At 40.1% G+C, this 18293-nt stretch carries 18 protein-coding genes and 1 riboswitch; of the genes, 12 read left to right on the top strand and 6 right to left on the bottom strand.

The features are described 5' to 3' along the window. The first annotated feature begins 9 nt into the window (after positions 1 to 9). Positions 10 to 696, top strand: a complete 687-nt coding sequence (locus tag CSB87_RS06510) for a response regulator (protein ID WP_002051374.1) — start codon at positions 10 to 12, stop codon at positions 694 to 696. Between the two features lie 63 nt (positions 697 to 759). On the opposite strand, the gene CSB87_RS06505 is transcribed toward CSB87_RS06510, so the two are convergent. Together CSB87_RS06505 and CSB87_RS06500 are read right to left on the bottom strand one after the other, a co-directional pair. Next, positions 760 to 2202 carry a protein adenylyltransferase SelO gene (locus CSB87_RS06505; RefSeq protein WP_031953321.1) on the bottom strand — a complete coding sequence of 481 codons (1443 nt, stop codon included), beginning with the start codon at positions 2200 to 2202 and terminating at the stop codon, positions 760 to 762. Between the two features lie 113 nt (positions 2203 to 2315). Further along, positions 2316 to 3488, bottom strand: coding sequence for an acyl-CoA desaturase (locus tag CSB87_RS06500; RefSeq protein WP_002051241.1), 1173 nt, complete (start codon positions 3486 to 3488; stop codon positions 2316 to 2318). A 208-nt stretch (positions 3489 to 3696) separates the two neighbouring features. Here CSB87_RS06500 and CSB87_RS06495 point away from each other — a divergent pair, with 208 nt between their 5' ends. Next, complete coding sequence (locus CSB87_RS06495) at positions 3697 to 4227, top strand: META domain-containing protein (protein WP_002051369.1); 531 nt, start codon at positions 3697 to 3699, stop codon at positions 4225 to 4227. Positions 4228 to 4254: 27 nt separating this feature from the next. On the opposite strand, the gene CSB87_RS06490 is transcribed toward CSB87_RS06495, so the two are convergent. The 3 genes from CSB87_RS06490 to CSB87_RS06480 form a co-directional block, all read right to left on the bottom strand. Then, complete coding sequence (locus CSB87_RS06490; protein WP_017394147.1) at positions 4255 to 4968, bottom strand: glycerophosphodiester phosphodiesterase; 714 nt, start codon at positions 4966 to 4968, stop codon at positions 4255 to 4257. Positions 4969 to 5041: 73 nt separating this feature from the next. Next, positions 5042 to 5620 carry a cob(I)yrinic acid a,c-diamide adenosyltransferase gene (locus CSB87_RS06485; RefSeq protein WP_004885306.1) on the bottom strand — a complete coding sequence of 193 codons (579 nt, stop codon included), beginning with the start codon at positions 5618 to 5620 and terminating at the stop codon, positions 5042 to 5044. A gap of 96 nt (positions 5621 to 5716) precedes the next feature. Further along, positions 5717 to 7567, bottom strand: a complete 1851-nt coding sequence (locus tag CSB87_RS06480) for a TonB-dependent receptor plug domain-containing protein (RefSeq protein ID WP_017394145.1) — start codon at positions 7565 to 7567, stop codon at positions 5717 to 5719. Positions 7568 to 7590: 23 nt separating this feature from the next. Beyond that, positions 7591 to 7798, bottom strand: a riboswitch (cobalamin riboswitch). A gap of 126 nt (positions 7799 to 7924) precedes the next feature. Between CSB87_RS06480 and CSB87_RS06475 the strand changes: the two genes are divergently transcribed. From CSB87_RS06475 to CSB87_RS06455, 5 genes are all read left to right on the top strand, one after another. Then, the gene (locus CSB87_RS06475; RefSeq protein WP_031953320.1) at positions 7925 to 8584 is read left to right on the top strand and encodes a phosphoribosylanthranilate isomerase; all 660 of its coding nucleotides are present in this window, start codon (positions 7925 to 7927) and stop codon (positions 8582 to 8584) included. Further along, positions 8568 to 9797, top strand: coding sequence for a tryptophan synthase subunit beta (trpB, locus tag CSB87_RS06470; protein WP_004711992.1), 1230 nt, complete (start codon positions 8568 to 8570; stop codon positions 9795 to 9797). The genes CSB87_RS06475 and trpB overlap by 17 nt, the downstream gene beginning before the upstream one ends. 9 nt (positions 9798 to 9806) lie before the next feature. Further along, positions 9807 to 10316 carry a DUF1543 domain-containing protein gene (locus tag CSB87_RS06465; protein WP_002051570.1) on the top strand — a complete coding sequence of 170 codons (510 nt, stop codon included), beginning with the start codon at positions 9807 to 9809 and terminating at the stop codon, positions 10314 to 10316. Positions 10317 to 10468: 152 nt separating this feature from the next. Next, positions 10469 to 10681 (top strand): hypothetical protein, encoded by a 213-nt coding sequence (locus CSB87_RS06460; protein WP_002051387.1) that lies wholly within the window; start codon positions 10469 to 10471, stop codon positions 10679 to 10681. Between the two features lie 267 nt (positions 10682 to 10948). Continuing rightward, positions 10949 to 11944, top strand: a complete 996-nt coding sequence (locus CSB87_RS06455) for a DUF2804 domain-containing protein (RefSeq protein WP_031953318.1) — start codon at positions 10949 to 10951, stop codon at positions 11942 to 11944. An 8-nt stretch (positions 11945 to 11952) separates the two neighbouring features. On the opposite strand, the gene CSB87_RS06450 is transcribed toward CSB87_RS06455, so the two are convergent. Beyond that, entirely contained in the window at positions 11953 to 12828 is an 876-nt protein-coding gene (locus CSB87_RS06450; RefSeq protein WP_106105144.1) for a metal-dependent hydrolase, read from the bottom strand. A gap of 121 nt (positions 12829 to 12949) precedes the next feature. Between CSB87_RS06450 and CSB87_RS06445 the strand changes: the two genes are divergently transcribed. From CSB87_RS06445 to CSB87_RS06425, 5 genes are all read left to right on the top strand, one after another. Further along, positions 12950 to 13999 carry an AraC family transcriptional regulator gene (locus CSB87_RS06445; protein WP_031953316.1) on the top strand — a complete coding sequence of 350 codons (1050 nt, stop codon included), beginning with the start codon at positions 12950 to 12952 and terminating at the stop codon, positions 13997 to 13999. A 244-nt stretch (positions 14000 to 14243) separates the two neighbouring features. Further along, the gene (gene trpA / locus CSB87_RS06440) at positions 14244 to 15047 is read left to right on the top strand and encodes a tryptophan synthase subunit alpha (protein WP_002051145.1); all 804 of its coding nucleotides are present in this window, start codon (positions 14244 to 14246) and stop codon (positions 15045 to 15047) included. Continuing rightward, positions 15044 to 15940, top strand: a complete 897-nt coding sequence (gene accD, locus CSB87_RS06435; protein WP_002051365.1) for an acetyl-CoA carboxylase, carboxyltransferase subunit beta — start codon at positions 15044 to 15046, stop codon at positions 15938 to 15940. The genes trpA and accD overlap by 4 nt, the downstream gene beginning before the upstream one ends. Next, positions 15937 to 17223 carry a bifunctional tetrahydrofolate synthase/dihydrofolate synthase gene (folC, locus tag CSB87_RS06430; protein ID WP_006580321.1) on the top strand — a complete coding sequence of 429 codons (1287 nt, stop codon included), beginning with the start codon at positions 15937 to 15939 and terminating at the stop codon, positions 17221 to 17223. Before accD ends, folC begins: the two co-directional genes overlap by 4 nt. Then, positions 17214 to 18275, top strand: a complete 1062-nt coding sequence (locus tag CSB87_RS06425; RefSeq protein WP_004712006.1) for an SPOR domain-containing protein — start codon at positions 17214 to 17216, stop codon at positions 18273 to 18275. The genes folC and CSB87_RS06425 overlap by 10 nt, the downstream gene beginning before the upstream one ends. The last annotated feature ends 18 nt before the right edge of the window (positions 18276 to 18293 follow it).

The following is an 18293-nucleotide window of genomic DNA, read 5'->3' as shown; positions in this document are numbered from 1 at the left end:
AAATGGCCCATGAAACATGTAATGTTGGTTGAAGATGAAGTCGAGTTAGCGCATCTGGTGCGTGATTATCTTGAGGCTGCTGGTTTCGAAGTAAGCATGTTTCATGATGGTCAAGATGCTTATACGAGCTTTCAACAACGTAAACCTAATTTAATGATTCTGGACTTAATGGTTCCAAGAATGGATGGTTTAACGATTTGCCGTAAGGTACGTGAACAGTCAGACTTACCAATTATTATGGTAACTGCACGTACTGAAGAAATTGACCGTGTTTTAGGGCTAAATATGGGAGCAGACGATTATGTGTGCAAACCTTTTAGTCCAAAAGAGTTAGTTGCCCGTGTACAAGCAGTTTTACGCCGTTTGGAACGTAAGGCTGAGCCAGAACAAAATGATTCGTTCCGCATCGATAAAGCCCAACAAAGAATTTGGTATCAACAAAAATCTTTAAGTTTAACGCCGACAGAATTTCGCCTACTTGAGCTATTTTTAGAACATGTGGGGCAAGTTTATTCACGTGCACAATTATTAGACCATATTAATCCGGATAGCTTTGATGTTGCTGACCGAGTTATTGATAGCCATATTAAAAACTTGCGTCGAAAAATCACGGAAGTGGCGGAAACTGGTAACCGTCATGAGTGGATTCAAGCTGTTTACGGTGTAGGGTATCGCTTCGAATATCCTGAAGAATAATTGCTTAGAAAAGTTATTCTGTGGATAACCACAATGTTATCCACAGAAAATGTGGATAAAAAATTAAGACGAACAGCTCACTGCTACATCAGGTACATCGCTTGGTAATGGCCCTAAGTCTTCAGGTTTTTCCAAATCTGGTTGTCTTGTATAAGGATGATTAAGTAACTTAAACAAACGGTCTACTTCACTAAAATCATCTCGCTCCGCTGCTTCAATCGCTCGCTGTGCCATATGATTACGTAAAATATAAATCGGATTTGCTTCTTGCATGTTCGCATCAAGTTCATCGGTATCTTGATGTTCACGAATATTTTCGTATTGCGTAAGGAAAGCATCAAATTGTCGAATATCAAGGCAATCATCACGTAAAACCTTATATTCTTTATTTTGAAGGCGAATAAAGCTTTGAGTGTAATCAAGCTGCTCTGTTTGCAAAATACGTAAAAAGCTTAAGCCGCATTCAGTACTGTCTTTATGAAAATGAGGAAGCCCCATTTTTTTGCATAACCCAGTGGTGTAATGCTCAATAAAAGTGGGTTCAAATTCTTCTAGACAAGCGGCCAACGCTTCTTTGAATTGCTCCTTTTGCTCAGGCTCAGCAAGTGGAATGAGATTATTTAACCAAGTCCATAAATTCCAGTGCGCAATACTCGGCTGGTTTTGATAGGTATAACGTCCTTGGTAATCAGAATGGTTGTTAATCCAGTTTGGACGGAAACGTTCCATAAAACCGTATGGGCCAAAATCGAGTGTAGAGCCCGTAATATTCAAGTTATCGGTATTCATCACACCGTGAGCAAAACCGACCAGCTGCCATTTAGCAATCATAATGGCTGTATTTCTAATCACAGCTTTAGCAAAAGCTAAAATAGGCTGTTCTTCTTGTTGGCATTCTGGATAGTGCCATTCAATGCATTTTTGAGTGAACTCAGCCAATAACTCAGGCGCATATTGATTGATCCATTCAAAATGCCCTAAACGAATATGACATTCAGATGTCCTGAGCAGCATTGCACCCGGTTCTAGTTTTTCACGTTGTACACCTTGGGTAGAGCTTGTAAAACCTACTGCATGACTCGAGGCGACTCCTAGAGCATTTAAGGCATGACCTGCTAAATATTCGCGAATAACTGAACGTAAAACTGCTCGGCCATCTCCCATGCGTGAATAAGGGGTAGGGCCTGCACCCTTCAAATGCAAATCGATGGTTTGACCTTTTTTATTCAGAATTTGTCCAATGAGTAAACCGCGACCGTCGCCTAGCTGACCTGCCCATTGTCCAAATTGATGGCCTGCATAAACCATTGCCAAAGATGGAAACTCTGGGAAAGTCCGCTGGCCACTACAGATCTCAACCCATGCTTTTTTTTCTTCATCTGTCCATTGTAATTCTTCGGCTAAAGCTAGATTAAAGTGTCCAGCCTTTGCACCTCGAAGAGGGGAAGGCTGCTGTATATGAAAAAGCTTAGAATTGAGTGATGAATAAAGCGGATTAAATTGCATAGGCTGGACTAAATAATTGAGGTGAACTTCACTATACCATAGTTAAAAACGAGCCAAAAAAATAGCGCCTGCAAAGCATGGCTTTACAGGCGCTATTTCGAACTAGAGTCGTATTAGTCTGGTACGACGTTTGTGTTCTTTTTAATGTTACGCATTAAAGTTTCTAGACACTCACGATGATGACTCAAACGATGTTCAAGCAATTGGAAATCAACTTTTAACTTATGATCCATTTTATGAATCTTTTCAGCCATTGCTGCTTTCTTTGCTTGTAACTCTTGTTCTTTGAGTTTCGCCCAGTCATTTAAAGTATGCGTAAATGCTTCATATTCTTGAGCAATACGTTGCTTCATTTGACTAATGTCGGCATTTACATCGTGACCATAAATCGCAAGATCTTGTTCAGCATATTTAAACTTCATTGCCAATTCTGCTTTTTTAATATTAAAGCTTGGAATACGACGTAGGTTTTTTGCTAAACCAATCTTAGAACATGTCCAAATTAGCCATTTAGTTGGGTCATATTGCCACCATTTCACACCATTACGATAATCGTATTGGAAAATATGGTGATAGTTGTGATAACCCTCGCCCCATGTTGCAATCGCTAACCAGAAGTTATCGCGTGCTGAGTTTTCATCGGTATAAGGACGTTTACCAAACATATGGCAAAGAGAGTTAATGAAGAAAGTTACTTGATGGCTAATGATTAAACGTACTAAACCACCGAGAAGAACAACTCCCCATAAATCGCCAGTTGCCCAGCCGACTAAACCTAAAATACCAACGTGAACTGCTACGACAAGTAAAGCATAGTATTTATGCTGGAACATCACCAGTTTGTCATTGAGTAAATCAGGCGCATTTTTAAAGTCTGGCTCAGATGGAGAATGATCGCGAATCATCCAACCCATATGGGCATACCAGAATCCACGTTCAATTGAATATGGATCTTCATCTACATCGTCAACATGGCGATGGTGGGTACGGTGACCAGATGCCCAAAACAGAATACTGTTTTGTACAGCAAATGTGCCGCCAATCATTAAAAGAATTTTAAGAGGTAACGACGCTTCATAAGCACGATGTGCCCAAAGACGGTGATAACCAGCAGTAATCCCCATGCTACTTAAAGCTAAAAGAAAAAATAAGCTTACCCATGCGCTTACACTAAAATCATAATAATACGCGTAAATCGGGATTATGATTGCAGCAAGAATTGGTAAACCAATTAAGGTAATGCTAGCGGTCCAGTTAATTGGGGCCTTGAGTGGGGCGGAAGTCATATCCGGCAGCGCTCCTAGAAACCTTGTCATACAAGGTAAAAAGACAAAACGACATAGCAAAACCAATCATCAAGATTTATTGCTATTTTGCACACCATATTAGCACGTGCATAGTGAGAATCACTAACATTATTGTACAGATGTATCGAAAGAACCGTAACAGAATTAAACCATGCTTGGCAACATTTCAGATAGGAGAAGTTGTGTAATGAAAATACAGCGATTGAGAAAAAAGAATAGCATTGATATTGCAGGAAAATTGCCATTGAAATGTCTTTTCATCGCAATCAGCCTTGTATTGGCAGCATGTCAAAGCGCGCCGCAACAAAATGTTCAAAAAGGCCATGTAAAACCCATACACCATGCACAAACTCCGGTAGTTAAAAAGAAAGTGAGCCCGGAAGGTGTTCAAGATATTGATTGGCAAATCACTCAGATTAATGGTCATAAGGCAAAATTCTTTAACCAATGGCCGACTCTTTCACTGAACTCAGCAGTCAAAACTGTAACTGGCCATACCGGATGTAACCGTATTTTTGGACGATACACATTTGATTTCAACCAAAAGAAACTTGATATGGAAGTTAATGCGGGACATTCAAGTTGTGATGGTGCTTTGGCTCAAGAAGCAGAACTAGTTGATTCCTTACAACGTATTCAACGCTTCCAGTTGGTAGGTAATACCCTATATTTACTTGATCAGAATGGACAACGCCTGATTCAGGCCGAGAAAAAATAAAAGGTGGTTAATACCACCTTTTTTCATTTAAAGTGTTTCGAGCATTGTTGTAGGAATATCTGTAATTAAGCCCTGAATATCTAAATCACGGAGCTTCTTCGCTCTTTCTACATCATTTACTGTCCAGACACTAATGTTTAAACCTGCTTGGTGAGACAATTGAATCATTTCATCTGTAGCAAGCTGGTCATACCAACCAATATGACAGCAACCAAATTGATGAGCGAGTTCAATCGCTGTAGCTCCAACCGGAAGTTCAACTAACAAACCGCGTTTAAATTGAGAGTTGATATCACGTAAGGCAGTTAGAATTTGAAGATCGAAACTTGTAATAGTCACGACTTTTTCATACCCCTGTAATTCAGACTCAAGCTTTTGAACTAACTTTTCTGCAAATGCCATATCTCTGACAGCTTTAACCTCAACTTCAATATGATCAAAGTTATCAAGTAAATTTAAAACGCCTGTAAGAGTAGGGGTTGGCTCTGAATTTGGCCAATTGGGCCAGTTTTGTCGATGATCAAATGATAAAGCTTGAGCCAAAGTAGATTGCTCAACAATTTGGTCGACTCCAGCTGTACGTAAAAAATTATCATCATGAATAACGACCAGTTCTTGGTCCTGAAGCTGGCGAATATCAAATTCGACACTACGAATACCTAAATTTTTTATGTGCTGAAAACCGCCTAATGTATTTTCAGGGGCTTCTCGGCGTGCACCACGATGACCAATAATGCGCATAATTTTCTTCTATTCAGTTATTGTTGGTTATGGTCTCTTCAAAAGCAGAGACCATACTTAAATTAGTCTATTTTTAAATAATCTCATTAATATTTTTTTGCCAAAGGACTTCTTGTCCACCTTCTGCACGTTGTAAAGCACGAGATGCGACAAATAACCAGTCAGATAGGCGGTTTAAAAGTTGGAGTGCTGTGGCTTGAATATTTTGATCACGAGTCTGTACCGACATAAGTGATCGTTCTGCACGACGGCAAACAGCACGCGCTTGATGAGCGTAACTGCAAGATAAAGAGCCAGATGGCAGAATAAACTCTTTCAGCATAGGCAAATCTTCATTCATACGATCAATTTCTTTTTCCAGAAATTCAATACAAATGGGCTGAAGCAAATTGTAATTGGGAATACAAACTTCGCCGCCTAAATCGAAAAGCCAATGTTGGATCAAGCTCAGGCTTTTGTCCCAATCTGCTTTATTAGTCACTTGGCTGGCTGTGATTTGTGCACGCAGTACACCAATAATGGCATTGAGTTCATCGACATCACCAAGTGCCGCAATTCGTAAATCATCTTTGGCAACACGAGAGCCATCGCCTAAACCTGTGGTACCTGAATCGCCTGTGCGTGTATAGATTTTGCTTAAACGGTGTCCCATGATGGATATCCTGAACATAAAAAAGGGGGTAATGTCGGTCAGAACATTACCCCGAAACTGGAGTTAAGAAAATATTTTTATAATGAGGGTGAAAAATTAATAGCGGAAAGTTACGCCAACAGAAGCTTGGCGGCCTGTATTAACATACCAGTCATTTGAAGGATATGTATTTAATACTTCACGATATTGAACATCACCTACGTTTTGAATATTGGTAAATAATTTTACGTTAGGAATAACGTTCCAATAAGCATTTAAGTCTACTGTTGCATAACCTGGTACTCGCATAGAGTTTGCAGAATCTGCATAAGATTTAGCTCTAGCGATTAACGAAGCACTAATTCCATACACTGCATTTTCTAGACCAGTGCTTACAGTGAGAGTCTGGCGAGGTCGATAAGCAATTTCTGTATTGTCTTTTTCATTTTCTGTTTTTACGTAAGCATATTCAGTAGATAAGAACAGATCATCTTGATGCCACTTTACTCCAGCTTCGCCACCAGTAAAGTTCGCCTTAGCTATATTTGTATTAGTGCCTGCATTGTAGGCAATAAGATCTTTAATTTTTGTATGATAAACAGAAAAATTAGTACTCACATTGGAAGTAAGATCATAGTTCACACCCATTTCATAAGAAGTACTTTTTTCTGGCGCTAAGTTTTCATTACCACCCCATTGTGAATATAGTTCATTCAAGGTCGGAGCCCTGAAAGCACTACCGATATTTGCATATACACTAGCATTAGGTAAGAAGTGATAACGGATAGCACCTTGTCCAACAGTATGAGTACCAAAGCGCTGGTTGTCTTCTAAACGAACCCCAACTTGGGTGTCAAAAAGATCATTTTTGAGTTGATGCTGTAAATAGTACCCTGTGCTATTCACACTTTTATCTGAGTTAAGAATGGTATTACTTTTATAATTTGCATCGTTATATGTTGCACCAACTAAAATATTCTGGTGTGGAGTAAATTTCCATTTCAGGTTTAGATCGCTTTCATTGTTTTCAGTATTGTAATATGAGTCGTAAGCGGGAACATTTTGTTTATCCTGAACATTTGCATAGTGTGCATTGATGATGAGATCAGGCAAAATATTATAAGCAACTTTTGTGTTGATAACTCGATTTTCGAATAGACGCTGTGCTGTGTTGGTTATGTAATCATTACTGAAAATATTAGTGCCTTTATTTTCACTAATTGAAGCAGAAGCATCTATTAAGTTTTCTTGATAGAAGCCTACTTTAGCGTGATAACCTTTTTGATCATATCCAGCCTTTTCATTTTCTGGTTGGCTTTCAAAAATACGTGTTCCATCACTTTCTAAGCGCTGTCCCCCTAGTTGTGCATAGAAACCTTGATCACTTACAAGATTGGCATTAACAATAGTCTTATAGGTATTATTTTCACCATAAATACCCGTTAGCTCAGCGCCTGTTTTCTCAGGTTTTTTAGAAATTAACTGAACTACACCGCCAATAGCATCACTTCCATACTGAACTGATGCTGGACCTTTTAATATTTCAATTTGTTGAACATCTGTTGTATCTAAAAATGCTGGGTATAAAGGACCAAGTTCATTTTGACTATTTAAACGAGCGCCATCTTTAAGAACCAATGTATGAACTGATTTAGTACCACGAAGCGAAATTTCAGAAATCTGACCTAGACCACCGCTTTGTTTTACATAGATGGATGGGTCTCGTTGAATAATATCTGAAACGTTTAATAATGGATTCTGCTCAATGGTTTTTTCATCAATCACGGAAATACGAGCCGGAACTTCACTTGCTTTTTCAGCACTTTTAGAAGCAGTTACCACAATTGGATCAAGCTGAGTTGCGTTTGTTGTATCTTCAGCAAAAATAATAGGCGAACACCCCATCGCAATAGCGATAGCACCTACCAGACGAGTAGGTTGAAAAGACTTAGACATAACATGCTCCATACATTCACCCCACGTGAATGATCGGGTAGATAGATGAAACAAGCAGGTCTCCGGACTTCAGCGCCATAATTCATTTATGGACATATTCACCTTCCCACATCACTGCAGTGGTGTAAGTCGATCTCGACTTAAAAAATATGCTTTACATTGTTACCGTTGCGGGGGCAGTGCCGGACTTTCACCAGCTTCCCTAAAGCATCAATTGCTTACACTTGCTTCCATTTGAACGCAGTATAAAGTGCTGAATTGCTTCCTACAATGTCATTTCGAGCAATTCCCGGAGAACTTTTACGCAAGGGACTAAAATTGCATTACAATGACGCTTATTTTAAAAAATGGTTGTAGTTTAGGCAGATCATGAGCCCATCAAACCAAAAGCGTACTCGAGCAAAAATTTGTGGAATTACTCGTAAGCAAGATGTTCAGGCAGTGGTCACAGCTGGAGCAGATGCGATAGGTTTTGTTTTTTTTCCGCCAAGTCCAAGAAACGTAACAGTTGAACAGGCAGAAGAATTGGCAAAACTTATTCCACCTTATGTACAAATGGTTGGTTTGTTTGTTAATGCAAGTGCCACTGAAATTCAGGATGTACTTGATTGTGTTCCCCTAGATGTATTACAACTACATGGCGATGAAACTCCAGAACAATGCCAAGACATCGCCCTCCATTGTAAACGTCGTTGGTATAAAGCAATTCAGGTTAAACCTGATCTGGATGTAGTTGCTGAAATTCAAAAATATCAGGCAGCTGGTGCCAGTGCTGTATTGCTCGATGCATGGCATCCTGAGCTTAAAGGGGGCACAGGACATCAGTTTGACTGGTCTAAATTCCCGAAACTTGATATTCCATTAATTTTGGCAGGTGGTTTAACCCCTGACAATGTCATTGACGCTATTCATACTACCGGTGCTTTTGCAGTAGATGTGAGCGGAGGCGTAGAGTCCGCAAAAGGTATAAAAGACCAACAACTCATTGAAAGATTTATGCAAGGAGTCCAACGTGGATCAGCAAAATAATGTGATTGACTATACCCAATTCCCAGATGCAAATGGGCATTTCGGTATCCATGGCGGACGTTTTGTGTCAGAAACTTTAATGGCGGCATTAGAAGATTTAGAAAATCTCTATTCCCGCATGAAAAATGATGAACAGTTTCTGGCAGAATTCGACCGTGACCTCGCCTACTATGTAGGTCGTCCTAGTCCACTTTATTATGCTGAGCGATGGTCAAAAGAGTTAGGTGGTGCGCAGATTTACCTTAAACGTGAAGACTTGAACCATACAGGCTCACATAAGGTCAACAACACGATTGGTCAAGCACTACTTGCAAAGCTTTCTGGAAAAAAACGTATTATTGCCGAGACAGGTGCAGGCCAGCATGGCGTTGCAACAGCAACAATTGCGGCACGTTTAGGTCTTGAGTGTGTTGTGTATATGGGTGCTGAAGACGTTAAACGTCAAGCCATGAACGTTTATCGTATGCGTTTGTTGGGTGCAACAGTTGTACCTGTACAAAGTGGCTCTAAAACGCTTAAAGATGCCATGAACGAAGCAATGCGTGACTGGGTAACTAACGTTGATACGACTTACTATGTCATTGGTACAGTTGCAGGTCCGCATCCTTATCCTCAACTCGTTCGTGATTTCCAGTCGATTATTGGCCGTGAAGCACGTAAACAGATTTTGGAGCAAGCAGGTCGCTTACCAGATGCATTAGTTGCATGTGTAGGTGGTGGTTCAAATGCAATGGGCTTGTTCTATCCGTTCTTAAACGATGCCAATGTGAAAATGTATGGTGTTGAGGCTGCTGGCTTCGGTATTGAAACTGGTAAACACTCCGCGCCTTTAAATGCAGGTCATGTGGGCGTATTGCATGGTAACCGTACTTACCTCATGAGTGATGCACAAGGCCAAATTATCGAGACACATAGTATCTCGGCAGGTTTGGACTATCCGGGTGTGGGTCCTGAACATAGCTTCTTAAAAGATATGAAGCGCGTTGAATACGTGCCAATTAATGATACTGAGGCGCTGCAAGGTTTCCGTGACTTAACCAAAATTGAAGGGATTATTCCTGCGCTTGAAAGCTCACATGCTATGGCATATGTATCTAAGCTTGCACCAACCATGTCTAAAGATCAGATTATTATTGCGACTGTTTCAGGCCGTGGCGATAAAGATTTAATGACAGTTGCACGCATTGATGGCGTAGAAATGGTTGAGATGTAAGAGGAAAAAATGCCAAGTTTGTTTATGGTAATGTTGGGTGGCCGTCATGCGCGTGCCAATACAGAAGTCCATGACATCGTTATGGCTGTAGGGGATACTTTAGAAGAAGTTTACCCTCAACTTAAACAGGCTTGGTTTGGTGAGGCTCAAGGGTTGCATATCGATGCTTGGGCCAAGCTTTCAGGGGTTAGCTCTCAAGGGCAGAACTATCAAATCCAGTTTACCGATGCAGCTCCATCAGCTTCAGATCTAAAGTTATATTTGATTAATCTGGGTGGATATACACCCCAAGCTTTTGGTGAGTTGCATAGTTATCATTTGGTTGTTGCACCTGATGCGGTAAGTGCAAAACAATTAGGTAAACAGTTTATAGATCAAGAGTGGCATAAACCACACACTGACCGTGTAGTGGATATTGATGATTGTATTCCTATTGACCATATTGCGGGTCGTTATATACAGTTAGTGCAAGGTGAGTTCAATCCAACACGTTGGGAAAATACTTATTTACTTCTTTAACTGTTCTTAAAAAAAGCTTAAAGGCAAAAATAAAATATAAAAAGTTGCTGATCTCATGTATAGCTCGCTCAAATCGCAACTTTTTTGTACCACTATTTACAATTCATCTGCTTAGACTAGAAGCTCAACATAAGCTCTTTGGAGTAATCAAAATGGGTCTTCTAGATGAAGTAGGTAAAATTGCTGGTGCAATTATCGCGGAACAAGGCGTCGATAAATTAGATCCAGATGCAGGTTTTCTAGAAAAAGCAGCTGGTGCTTTTGCTGGCTATGAAGCAGCAAAAATCGCTGAGAAAAAATTGGAAAATCAGGACAGTAACGAGCAAGAATCAGAGCCAGAACAGGCAAGTGACGATGATGCTTAACTTTTAGAAATTGAATTACACTTAAATCGAGAGTTGAATTTGATTTTGTTGATGGAGTGGGTCATAGCTACTGAAATAGACCCTCAAAGAGTTTAAGTTATCGTATATAGATTTAAGTGAATATCAGAAAAAAGAGCATATCAATATGCTCTTTTTTTATGGCTAAATAAAAGTCATTTGAAGATCAAAACAGATAAGTAGCCAACTGGTCAGTGATCAGTCTATTATTAGTCAATAGATGAACAGGAAATCAACGGATAATAAATAATGGATTTAATTCAAGAAAATGGACAGCCTCGTTATGGGCGTTTTGAATCTGTACCGTCGACTATTCATGTACAACGTTATATCTATAAAACGCCTTATGGTAAGGTTTTAAAGGGCTGGCGTAAGCAATTAAAGTATAAAAAATTTAAATTCTGTGGCATTCAGCATAAACACTACAGTATTGGTCTAGCCATTGCAGATATTGGTTGGGTTGGACATGGTTTTTTCTATATTTTTGATCATGAAACAGGACAAGTCATTGAGTGGAACGCCATTCAACCTTTAGGTCATAAAACTCATCTTGATGAACAGCCATTATTTAATCAAAGTTATTTTTCTAAATCGCCTTATCAACTAGATATTCAACATGCTAATGGTGTGCGATATATTCGGGTAACTAAATATGGGGAAGTTTGCCTGAGTGCCCGTATTTTTTGTGCTGGAACAGATATTTTAAGTTTGTGTACCCCAACAGGTATCAATGGTTGGACATATACCCAAAAGCAGACCACTTTAGCTGTAGAGGGAATGTTCATGAATAAACAGAATCAACTTATACAATTTGATGAAAAGACATTTGCATCGCTTGATGATACTTGTGGATTTTTACGTCCCGAGACAGCGTGGTTCTGGCTTTCATGTAATTTTTGGGATGAACAGGGGCGACGTATTGGGTTGAATTTGGCTTCTGGGGTCAATGAAAGTTTTGGTAATGAAAACTGTTTATGGGTAAATGGGGTTTTATTTCCACTCACTGATGTTTTGTTCGAAAAAATAAATGATGAAAAATGGAAAATTAGCTCTTTAGATCAAAAACTTAATCTAGAAGTGCATATTGGTTGGTGCCGATACGAAAATATAAATTTAAGAATGATTGGCAGCCAATTCAACCAGTGGCAAGCTAAAATTACTGGCACTATTGAACACGAGGCAATTGATACGATTACTTGTAATGAGCAATACGGTCTATTAGAACAACATTATGCAAAATGGTAACAAGCAGGTTATAAACCTGCTTGCCAAAATGCCTCACCCGCTGCGATAGGGTCATTTGTTTTTTCTAAAGTCTCAATCCAAACAGGGTACTGACGAATAACTGGATGTTGGCTTGGGTGAAAATCTTTTTTAAACCAGTCCAGATATTGCTTTTTCATAGCCGTTAATGTGCCATTTCTGCCAAAGAACCAAGGTAAACCTTTGAGTGTCATCGATAACCTTTCTTTAGGGCTAAACCCATCACATTTCAACATGATGTTGGTTCTATAGAGGGTAAAACCAAACATGAGTACAGTTGTTAAAACAAGTACAAAGCGACGGGTTGACTCTGGAACTTCACCCACCTGTCTCATGACATCAAATGCCACATCACGATGCTCCATTTCTTCGATAGCATGCCATGCAAATAATGCGCGAACGTAAGGATGAGCATTTTCCAAGGTTTTTTTATTGCTATAAAAGGTTTCTGCCATTAATGCTGTTAAATGTTCAGCCGCGGCCGTCATTGCAATATTGTATTGTGGTGAACGTTTGGTGAGCTCAAAACGGAAAATTTTTTTAAGTGTGCTTGTGAACTCATCCACAGGCATACCTTGTTCTTTCTTGAGCTGATTCATTTTGTCATGGGCAATACCATGTTGAGCTTCTTGTTTAATAAAATCTGCAACTCGCTTTTGTAGTTCCGGATCATCAATTTTGTCACGGAACATTCGCACACATTCAATGAAGTAACGCTCTCCGTCGGGAAAGGTTAAGCTGAGTGCATCAAACATGCGAGTCAAAAAAGGATCGTTATTAAACCAAAAGCGTGGTGCTTCGTTTAAATGAAAATCTAGATCTTTGCGAACCACTGGCTCGACCTGATAAGAAACATGTGCGTTCATCTTTGTATTTCTCGCAACTAAGCTTTTCATTAGTATGCCGTGAATGGTCGGCTTTGTTTTGACAGTTATCGCCAATTTTTATACAGTTTGCGACAAGATGGCAGTAAAAAAAGGAAACGCCATGCAAGAGTTTACGATCTCAAATGGATACTTTTATCTTTGGAATACGTATTTAAAAGAAAAGGGAATAGCATGGCAGTCACTCAATTTAAATGACACTCAAACTCGGCAAATACAAAATATTTTATCTGCCTCTATTGATGCTCAGTCCTCCTTACATCTTTTTACTGAGCTTTTAGAACTAACCGAATCTCGATTACAAGTGACCAATTTGGCTTTAGAAATGGCAGCCTGTATTACACCTGCCAATTTTGGCGTGCTGGGTTATATGGCCTCCAGAAGTGATACCTTAGGTCAAGTGGTTAAATATATTGCTAAATTTCATCGCCTAGTAATAGATGGGGAGCAAGTTGTACCCATACAAATCGAGCAAGATGCTTCCAAAATTCGCTTGTATTGGCCTTTGGTTGATGACAGTAATATTGTGCTTAGTGAGTTAACCTTAGCCGCAATGGTACAGCTTGCTAAAGAGATTGCTCCCTTACATGATTTTCTTTTACAACATGTCGAATTTGTACACCGACCTCGGGGGCCATTGGTTCTTTATCAACGCTTCTTTCAGTGCAAATTGTCATTTGACCGACCGTACTATGCATTAACTTTTGCAAGTGAAAGTTTAAATGTTCGCCCCCAGCATGCAGACCCGACTTTAGTGCAGCTTTTAGTAAAACAAGCTGAAGAAGCTTTGGTTCAACGGAAAATACATACCGATTTAGTTCAGCAAATACATTGGATCATACAAGAATATTTAAAGCATAAGCAGCAGGCTCCAAAAATAGAAGATATTGCCATCGAACTTAATGTTTCAGTACGAAGCTTGCAGCGTCAACTACAGGCATTAAACACTTCATTTAAATTAATTTTAGATACTGAGCGTATGAAGCGCTGCGAGATATTGTTAAGTCAAAATGAAAGTCTTACTGCGATTGCTGACCAGTTGGGTTATTCCGATCAGTCTGCACTTGCGAGGGCACATAAAAATTTAACAGGGCAAACATTATTAACTCGTAAAAAGCAATTGCAACTCACCCATAAAAATACAGAGAAATAGATTTTTTGATGATTTTTTATTCACATTGCAAACGAATAATGGCTCAAAAATAGGAAGCTTTGATCATTGAGAAAAGTTTCAAAATATTGATAAATGTACGCCATGGGTTGTATGAATCATACAATCGAATATCGCCATAACGTTAGGCCTGTTCAATGAGCAAAAAATAGCGTTAAAATGCGGTGTTCTTGTATTTCTACAAACAACTCCTCAATTTTAAATAATTCAAGGAAAGCACAACCCTATGTCACGTCTTGCCACCCGTTTTGAAAAGCTGCAGTCCCAACAACGTAAAGCGCTTGTATCTTATGTCATGGCGGGTGATCCACAGCCACAAGTAACAGTTCCGTTACTTCATAAAATGGTTGCGGCAGGAGTAGACGTTCTTGAGCTTGGTTTACCATTTTCAGACCCGATGGCTGATGGTCCGGTTATTGCGCTTGCTGCGGAACGCGCGCTTGCGGCAGGGACGAACACCTTGGATGCATTGAACATGGTAAAAGAGTTTCGTGAACAGGATCAGGAAACACCTGTTGTTTTGATGGGTTATCTCAATCCTGTTGAAGTGATTGGTTATGAGAAGTTTGTTTCTTATGCGAAACAATGTGGTGTAGATGGCTTATTACTTGTGGATTTACCACCAGAAGAGTCAAAAGAATTTGGTGCGATCTTAAAACAGCATGATATGGACCAAATCTTCTTACTTGCACCAACTTCAACTGATCAACGTATTCAACACGTAGCAAATCAGGCAAGCGGTTTTATCTACTATGTTTCACTTAAGGGTGTAACAGGTGCAGCGACTTTAGATACTTCTGAAGCGGCTGCGCGTATTGAAAAAATCAAAAGTATAACTAACGTTCCTGTTGGCGTTGGTTTCGGAATTAGTGATGCTGCATCAGCGAAAGCGATGGGTAGCGTTGCAGATGCCGTGATTGTAGGTAGTGCTTTCGTTAAATCTTTTGCAACGTTAACAGCTGATGAAGCTGTTGAACAGACGGTGAATAAAGTCAAGGAGCTTCGAGCAGCGCTCGATGAGTTAGTATGAATCAAGAAGTGAAATCAGGGAAAGTTCTTAGCCCTTCGACGCCATGGACACAGCGTCCAGTTCCAGGTATTGAAGTTGCAGATGAGCAACAGACTCTCAAAGCAACATTTACTGAGCCGACTATTGAGTGCCCTGAATGTCATGCTTTAGTGACACGTACAGCTATATCTTTCAATGCGTATGTATGTCCACAGTGTGACGAACACTTAAAAATGAAAGCTCGTGATCGCTTAAACTGGTTCTTCGACAATGTTGTAGCTGAATTAGGTCAAGAATTTAGCGCGAAAGATCCTTTAAAGTTTGTCGATAGCAAACCGTATCCAGAACGTATGCGTGAAGCGCAAACTAAAACTGGTGAAACGGAAGCCCTCATTGCTATGCAAGGAAACTTAAATGGCGTAGACATGATTGCATGTGCTTTTGAGTTCGACTTTATGGGTGGCTCAATGGGTACTGTAGTAGGTGACCGTTTTGTTAAGGCGGCTGAGCTTGCAATTGAAAAACGCCAACCTTTAATCTGCTTTGCAGCTTCTGGTGGTGCACGCATGCAAGAAGGTATGTTGTCACTTATGCAAATGGCGCGTACTTCTGCTGCAATTCAAAAATTAAAAGATGCAGGTTTACCTTATATCGTAGTGTTAACACACCCAGTTTATGGTGGTGTAACTGCTTCTTTAGCAATGTTGGGCGATATCCATATTGCAGAACCTAAAGCAATGATCGGCTTTGCTGGTAAACGTGTAATTGAGCAAACTGTACGTGAAACATTGGAAGAACCGTTCCAACGTGCTGAATATTTGCTTGATCATGGTGTAATCGATCAGATTGTTCATCGTCATGCTTTACGTGATACTGTATCTCGACTTGTATCGAAATTGATGAACTTACCTTGAAACAACAAGCTCCACTTTCAACAGACTCTTTAGATACATGGCTCAATTATTGGAGCCATGTTCACGTTACAGGGATCGATCTTGGTCTGGAACGTGTTATTCCCGTAGCAGAAAAATTAGGAGTGACAAAACCCACTGCTAAAGTTTTCACTGTTGCCGGAACAAACGGGAAAGGTTCAACTACAACAACACTTGCGTCTATATTAAAAGCACAAGGTTATAAAGTTGGGTTGTATCAATCGCCGCATATCTATCGTTTTAACGAACGAGTCAAATTAGGTGGAGTCGAGGTTGATGATCAAAGCCTGATTGATGCTTTTGTACAAGTTGATCAGGCTCGTCGCGATTGCGATTTAAGCTTGTCGTTTTTTGAAGCAACCACTTTGGCTGCTTTTGTCATTTTTAAACAGCAACAATGCGATGTATGGGTGCTTGAAGTCGGTTTAGGCGGACGTCTGGATGTCGTCAATGTCATTGACCCTAATATTGCTGTGATCACCAATATTGGTCTTGACCACACTGACTGGTTAGGCGATACCATCGAGAAAATTGCTTTTGAAAAAGCAGGTATCATTCGTCCTGATATTCCAGTCATTTTTGCAGGTGAGCAAGTTTTACCTCAAGCCATTCAAGATAAAGCCAATAGTTCAAAAGCGACACTATATGCGATTAACAGAGACTATTTCTATAAACTCGCAAATGATGGGAAACACTGGTATTTTGCAAGTGAAGGAACTACTTTAAAACTGCCACTAGGGTCACTTGCAATTGAAAATATTGCAGGAGCAGTTGCTGCTGTATTAAATAGCGGACTTGAAATCTCACAATCGGCGCTAGAGAAGGGCATTGAAAATGCTCGCTTGGCAGGACGCTTTGAAGTGCGTCAAGTCAATGGAAAAACCATAATTTTCGATGCTGGACACAATCCACATGGTGTTGAATTTTTGTTAAAGCAATTGCGAAATTTCTTAGAATACAATAAACAGTACACAGAAGTTGTCGCAGTATTTTCAATGCTGGCAGATAAAGATATAAAATCAGTAGTCGATTTATTGAAACCTACTGTTTTACATTGGAAAATTGCTGAGTTGAATGTGCCGCGTGCTGCACCGATTCAGCAATTGAATGACGCCCTACAAGGCCAGACAATACAACAATTTGGCAATATCAAAGAGGCTTTTAAATCAGCGCTTGAGCAGACAAATAACAATCAGCTGATTTTAGCCTGTGGTTCGTTTCATACTTTAGAAGCGATTTGGGAGTATTTGGAAGAATGTCAATGAATAACAAACAACGCTGGATGGGTGGCGTTGTTTTATTAGGTGGTGGTGTTTTATTGGCAGCATTACTTCTAAAAGGAAATGAAGAAATAAAACATGTGGGCGCTGAACCACAAACCTCTACATCACCGAAGCCACAAGCTAAGCCAAAGCCATCCGCACAAGAAGGGCAGATGGTACAGCTACAGCCGCTTGCAGTAGATGTGGAAACAGAGAAACGTCTTCTGGAAGAACAACGCCGTTCCCGTGAAAAAGCTGTCGCGGAACAAGAAGCTCGTGCTGCTCAGTTCTTGGCAATGCAACAACAAGCAGAAGCAGATGCAGCGCGTAAAGCCGCTGCAGAATATGCTGCGATTAATGCACGCCGTGCTGCTGCGCAGGAAAGTTCAGATAATATCCCTCCTGAAGTTGCAGGTGGTGAAGGTAAGACAAAAGGACAGCAGACTGATACAAAAAAGCCAGTAGATACAGCTAAAGCAGATGCAGATAAAAAAGCTGCTGAAGCGAAGAAACAAGCAGAAGCCGACAAAAAAGCCGCTGAGGCAAAGCGTCAGGCCGAAGCTGATAAAAAAGCAGCAGAAGCTAAGAAACAAGCCGAGGCAGAAAAGAAAGCTGCTGAGGCTAAAAAGCATAAGGCTGAAGCTGAGAAAAAGGCTGAAGAAGCTAAACATCAAGCTGAGGCGGAAAAGAAAGCTGAAGCTAAGAAACATGCTGAAGCAGAAAAGAAAACAGCAGAAGCTAAACATAAAGCTGAAGCAGAGAAAAAAGCTGAAGCTGAGAAAGCGCGTGAATTGCTTGAAAATGGCGATAAGAAATGGATGGTACAGGTTGCATTGGCTGCTAATCAGGCAAATGCAGATGCTGTTGTTTCTAAACTACGCGCTAAAGGTTATAAGGTCACGACAAGCCCAACCAGTAAAGGTATTCGTATTATGGTTGGACCAGCAAAAGACCGTGATACTGCAGATGCAGCTCGTAAGAAAATTACCTCTGACTCCAGTTTAAACATGAAGTCAGCTTGGGTGATTGATTGGGTGCCATTAGATCAGCGCTAATCTGATCATAAGTTTATT

Source organism: Acinetobacter sp. AR_0276 (assembly GCF_003000705.1).
Taxonomy (GTDB): Bacteria; Pseudomonadota; Gammaproteobacteria; order Pseudomonadales; family Moraxellaceae; genus Acinetobacter; species Acinetobacter nosocomialis.
The sequence above is the reverse complement of the archived record's forward strand: the minus strand, read 5'-3'. Positions and strand labels throughout refer to the sequence as shown.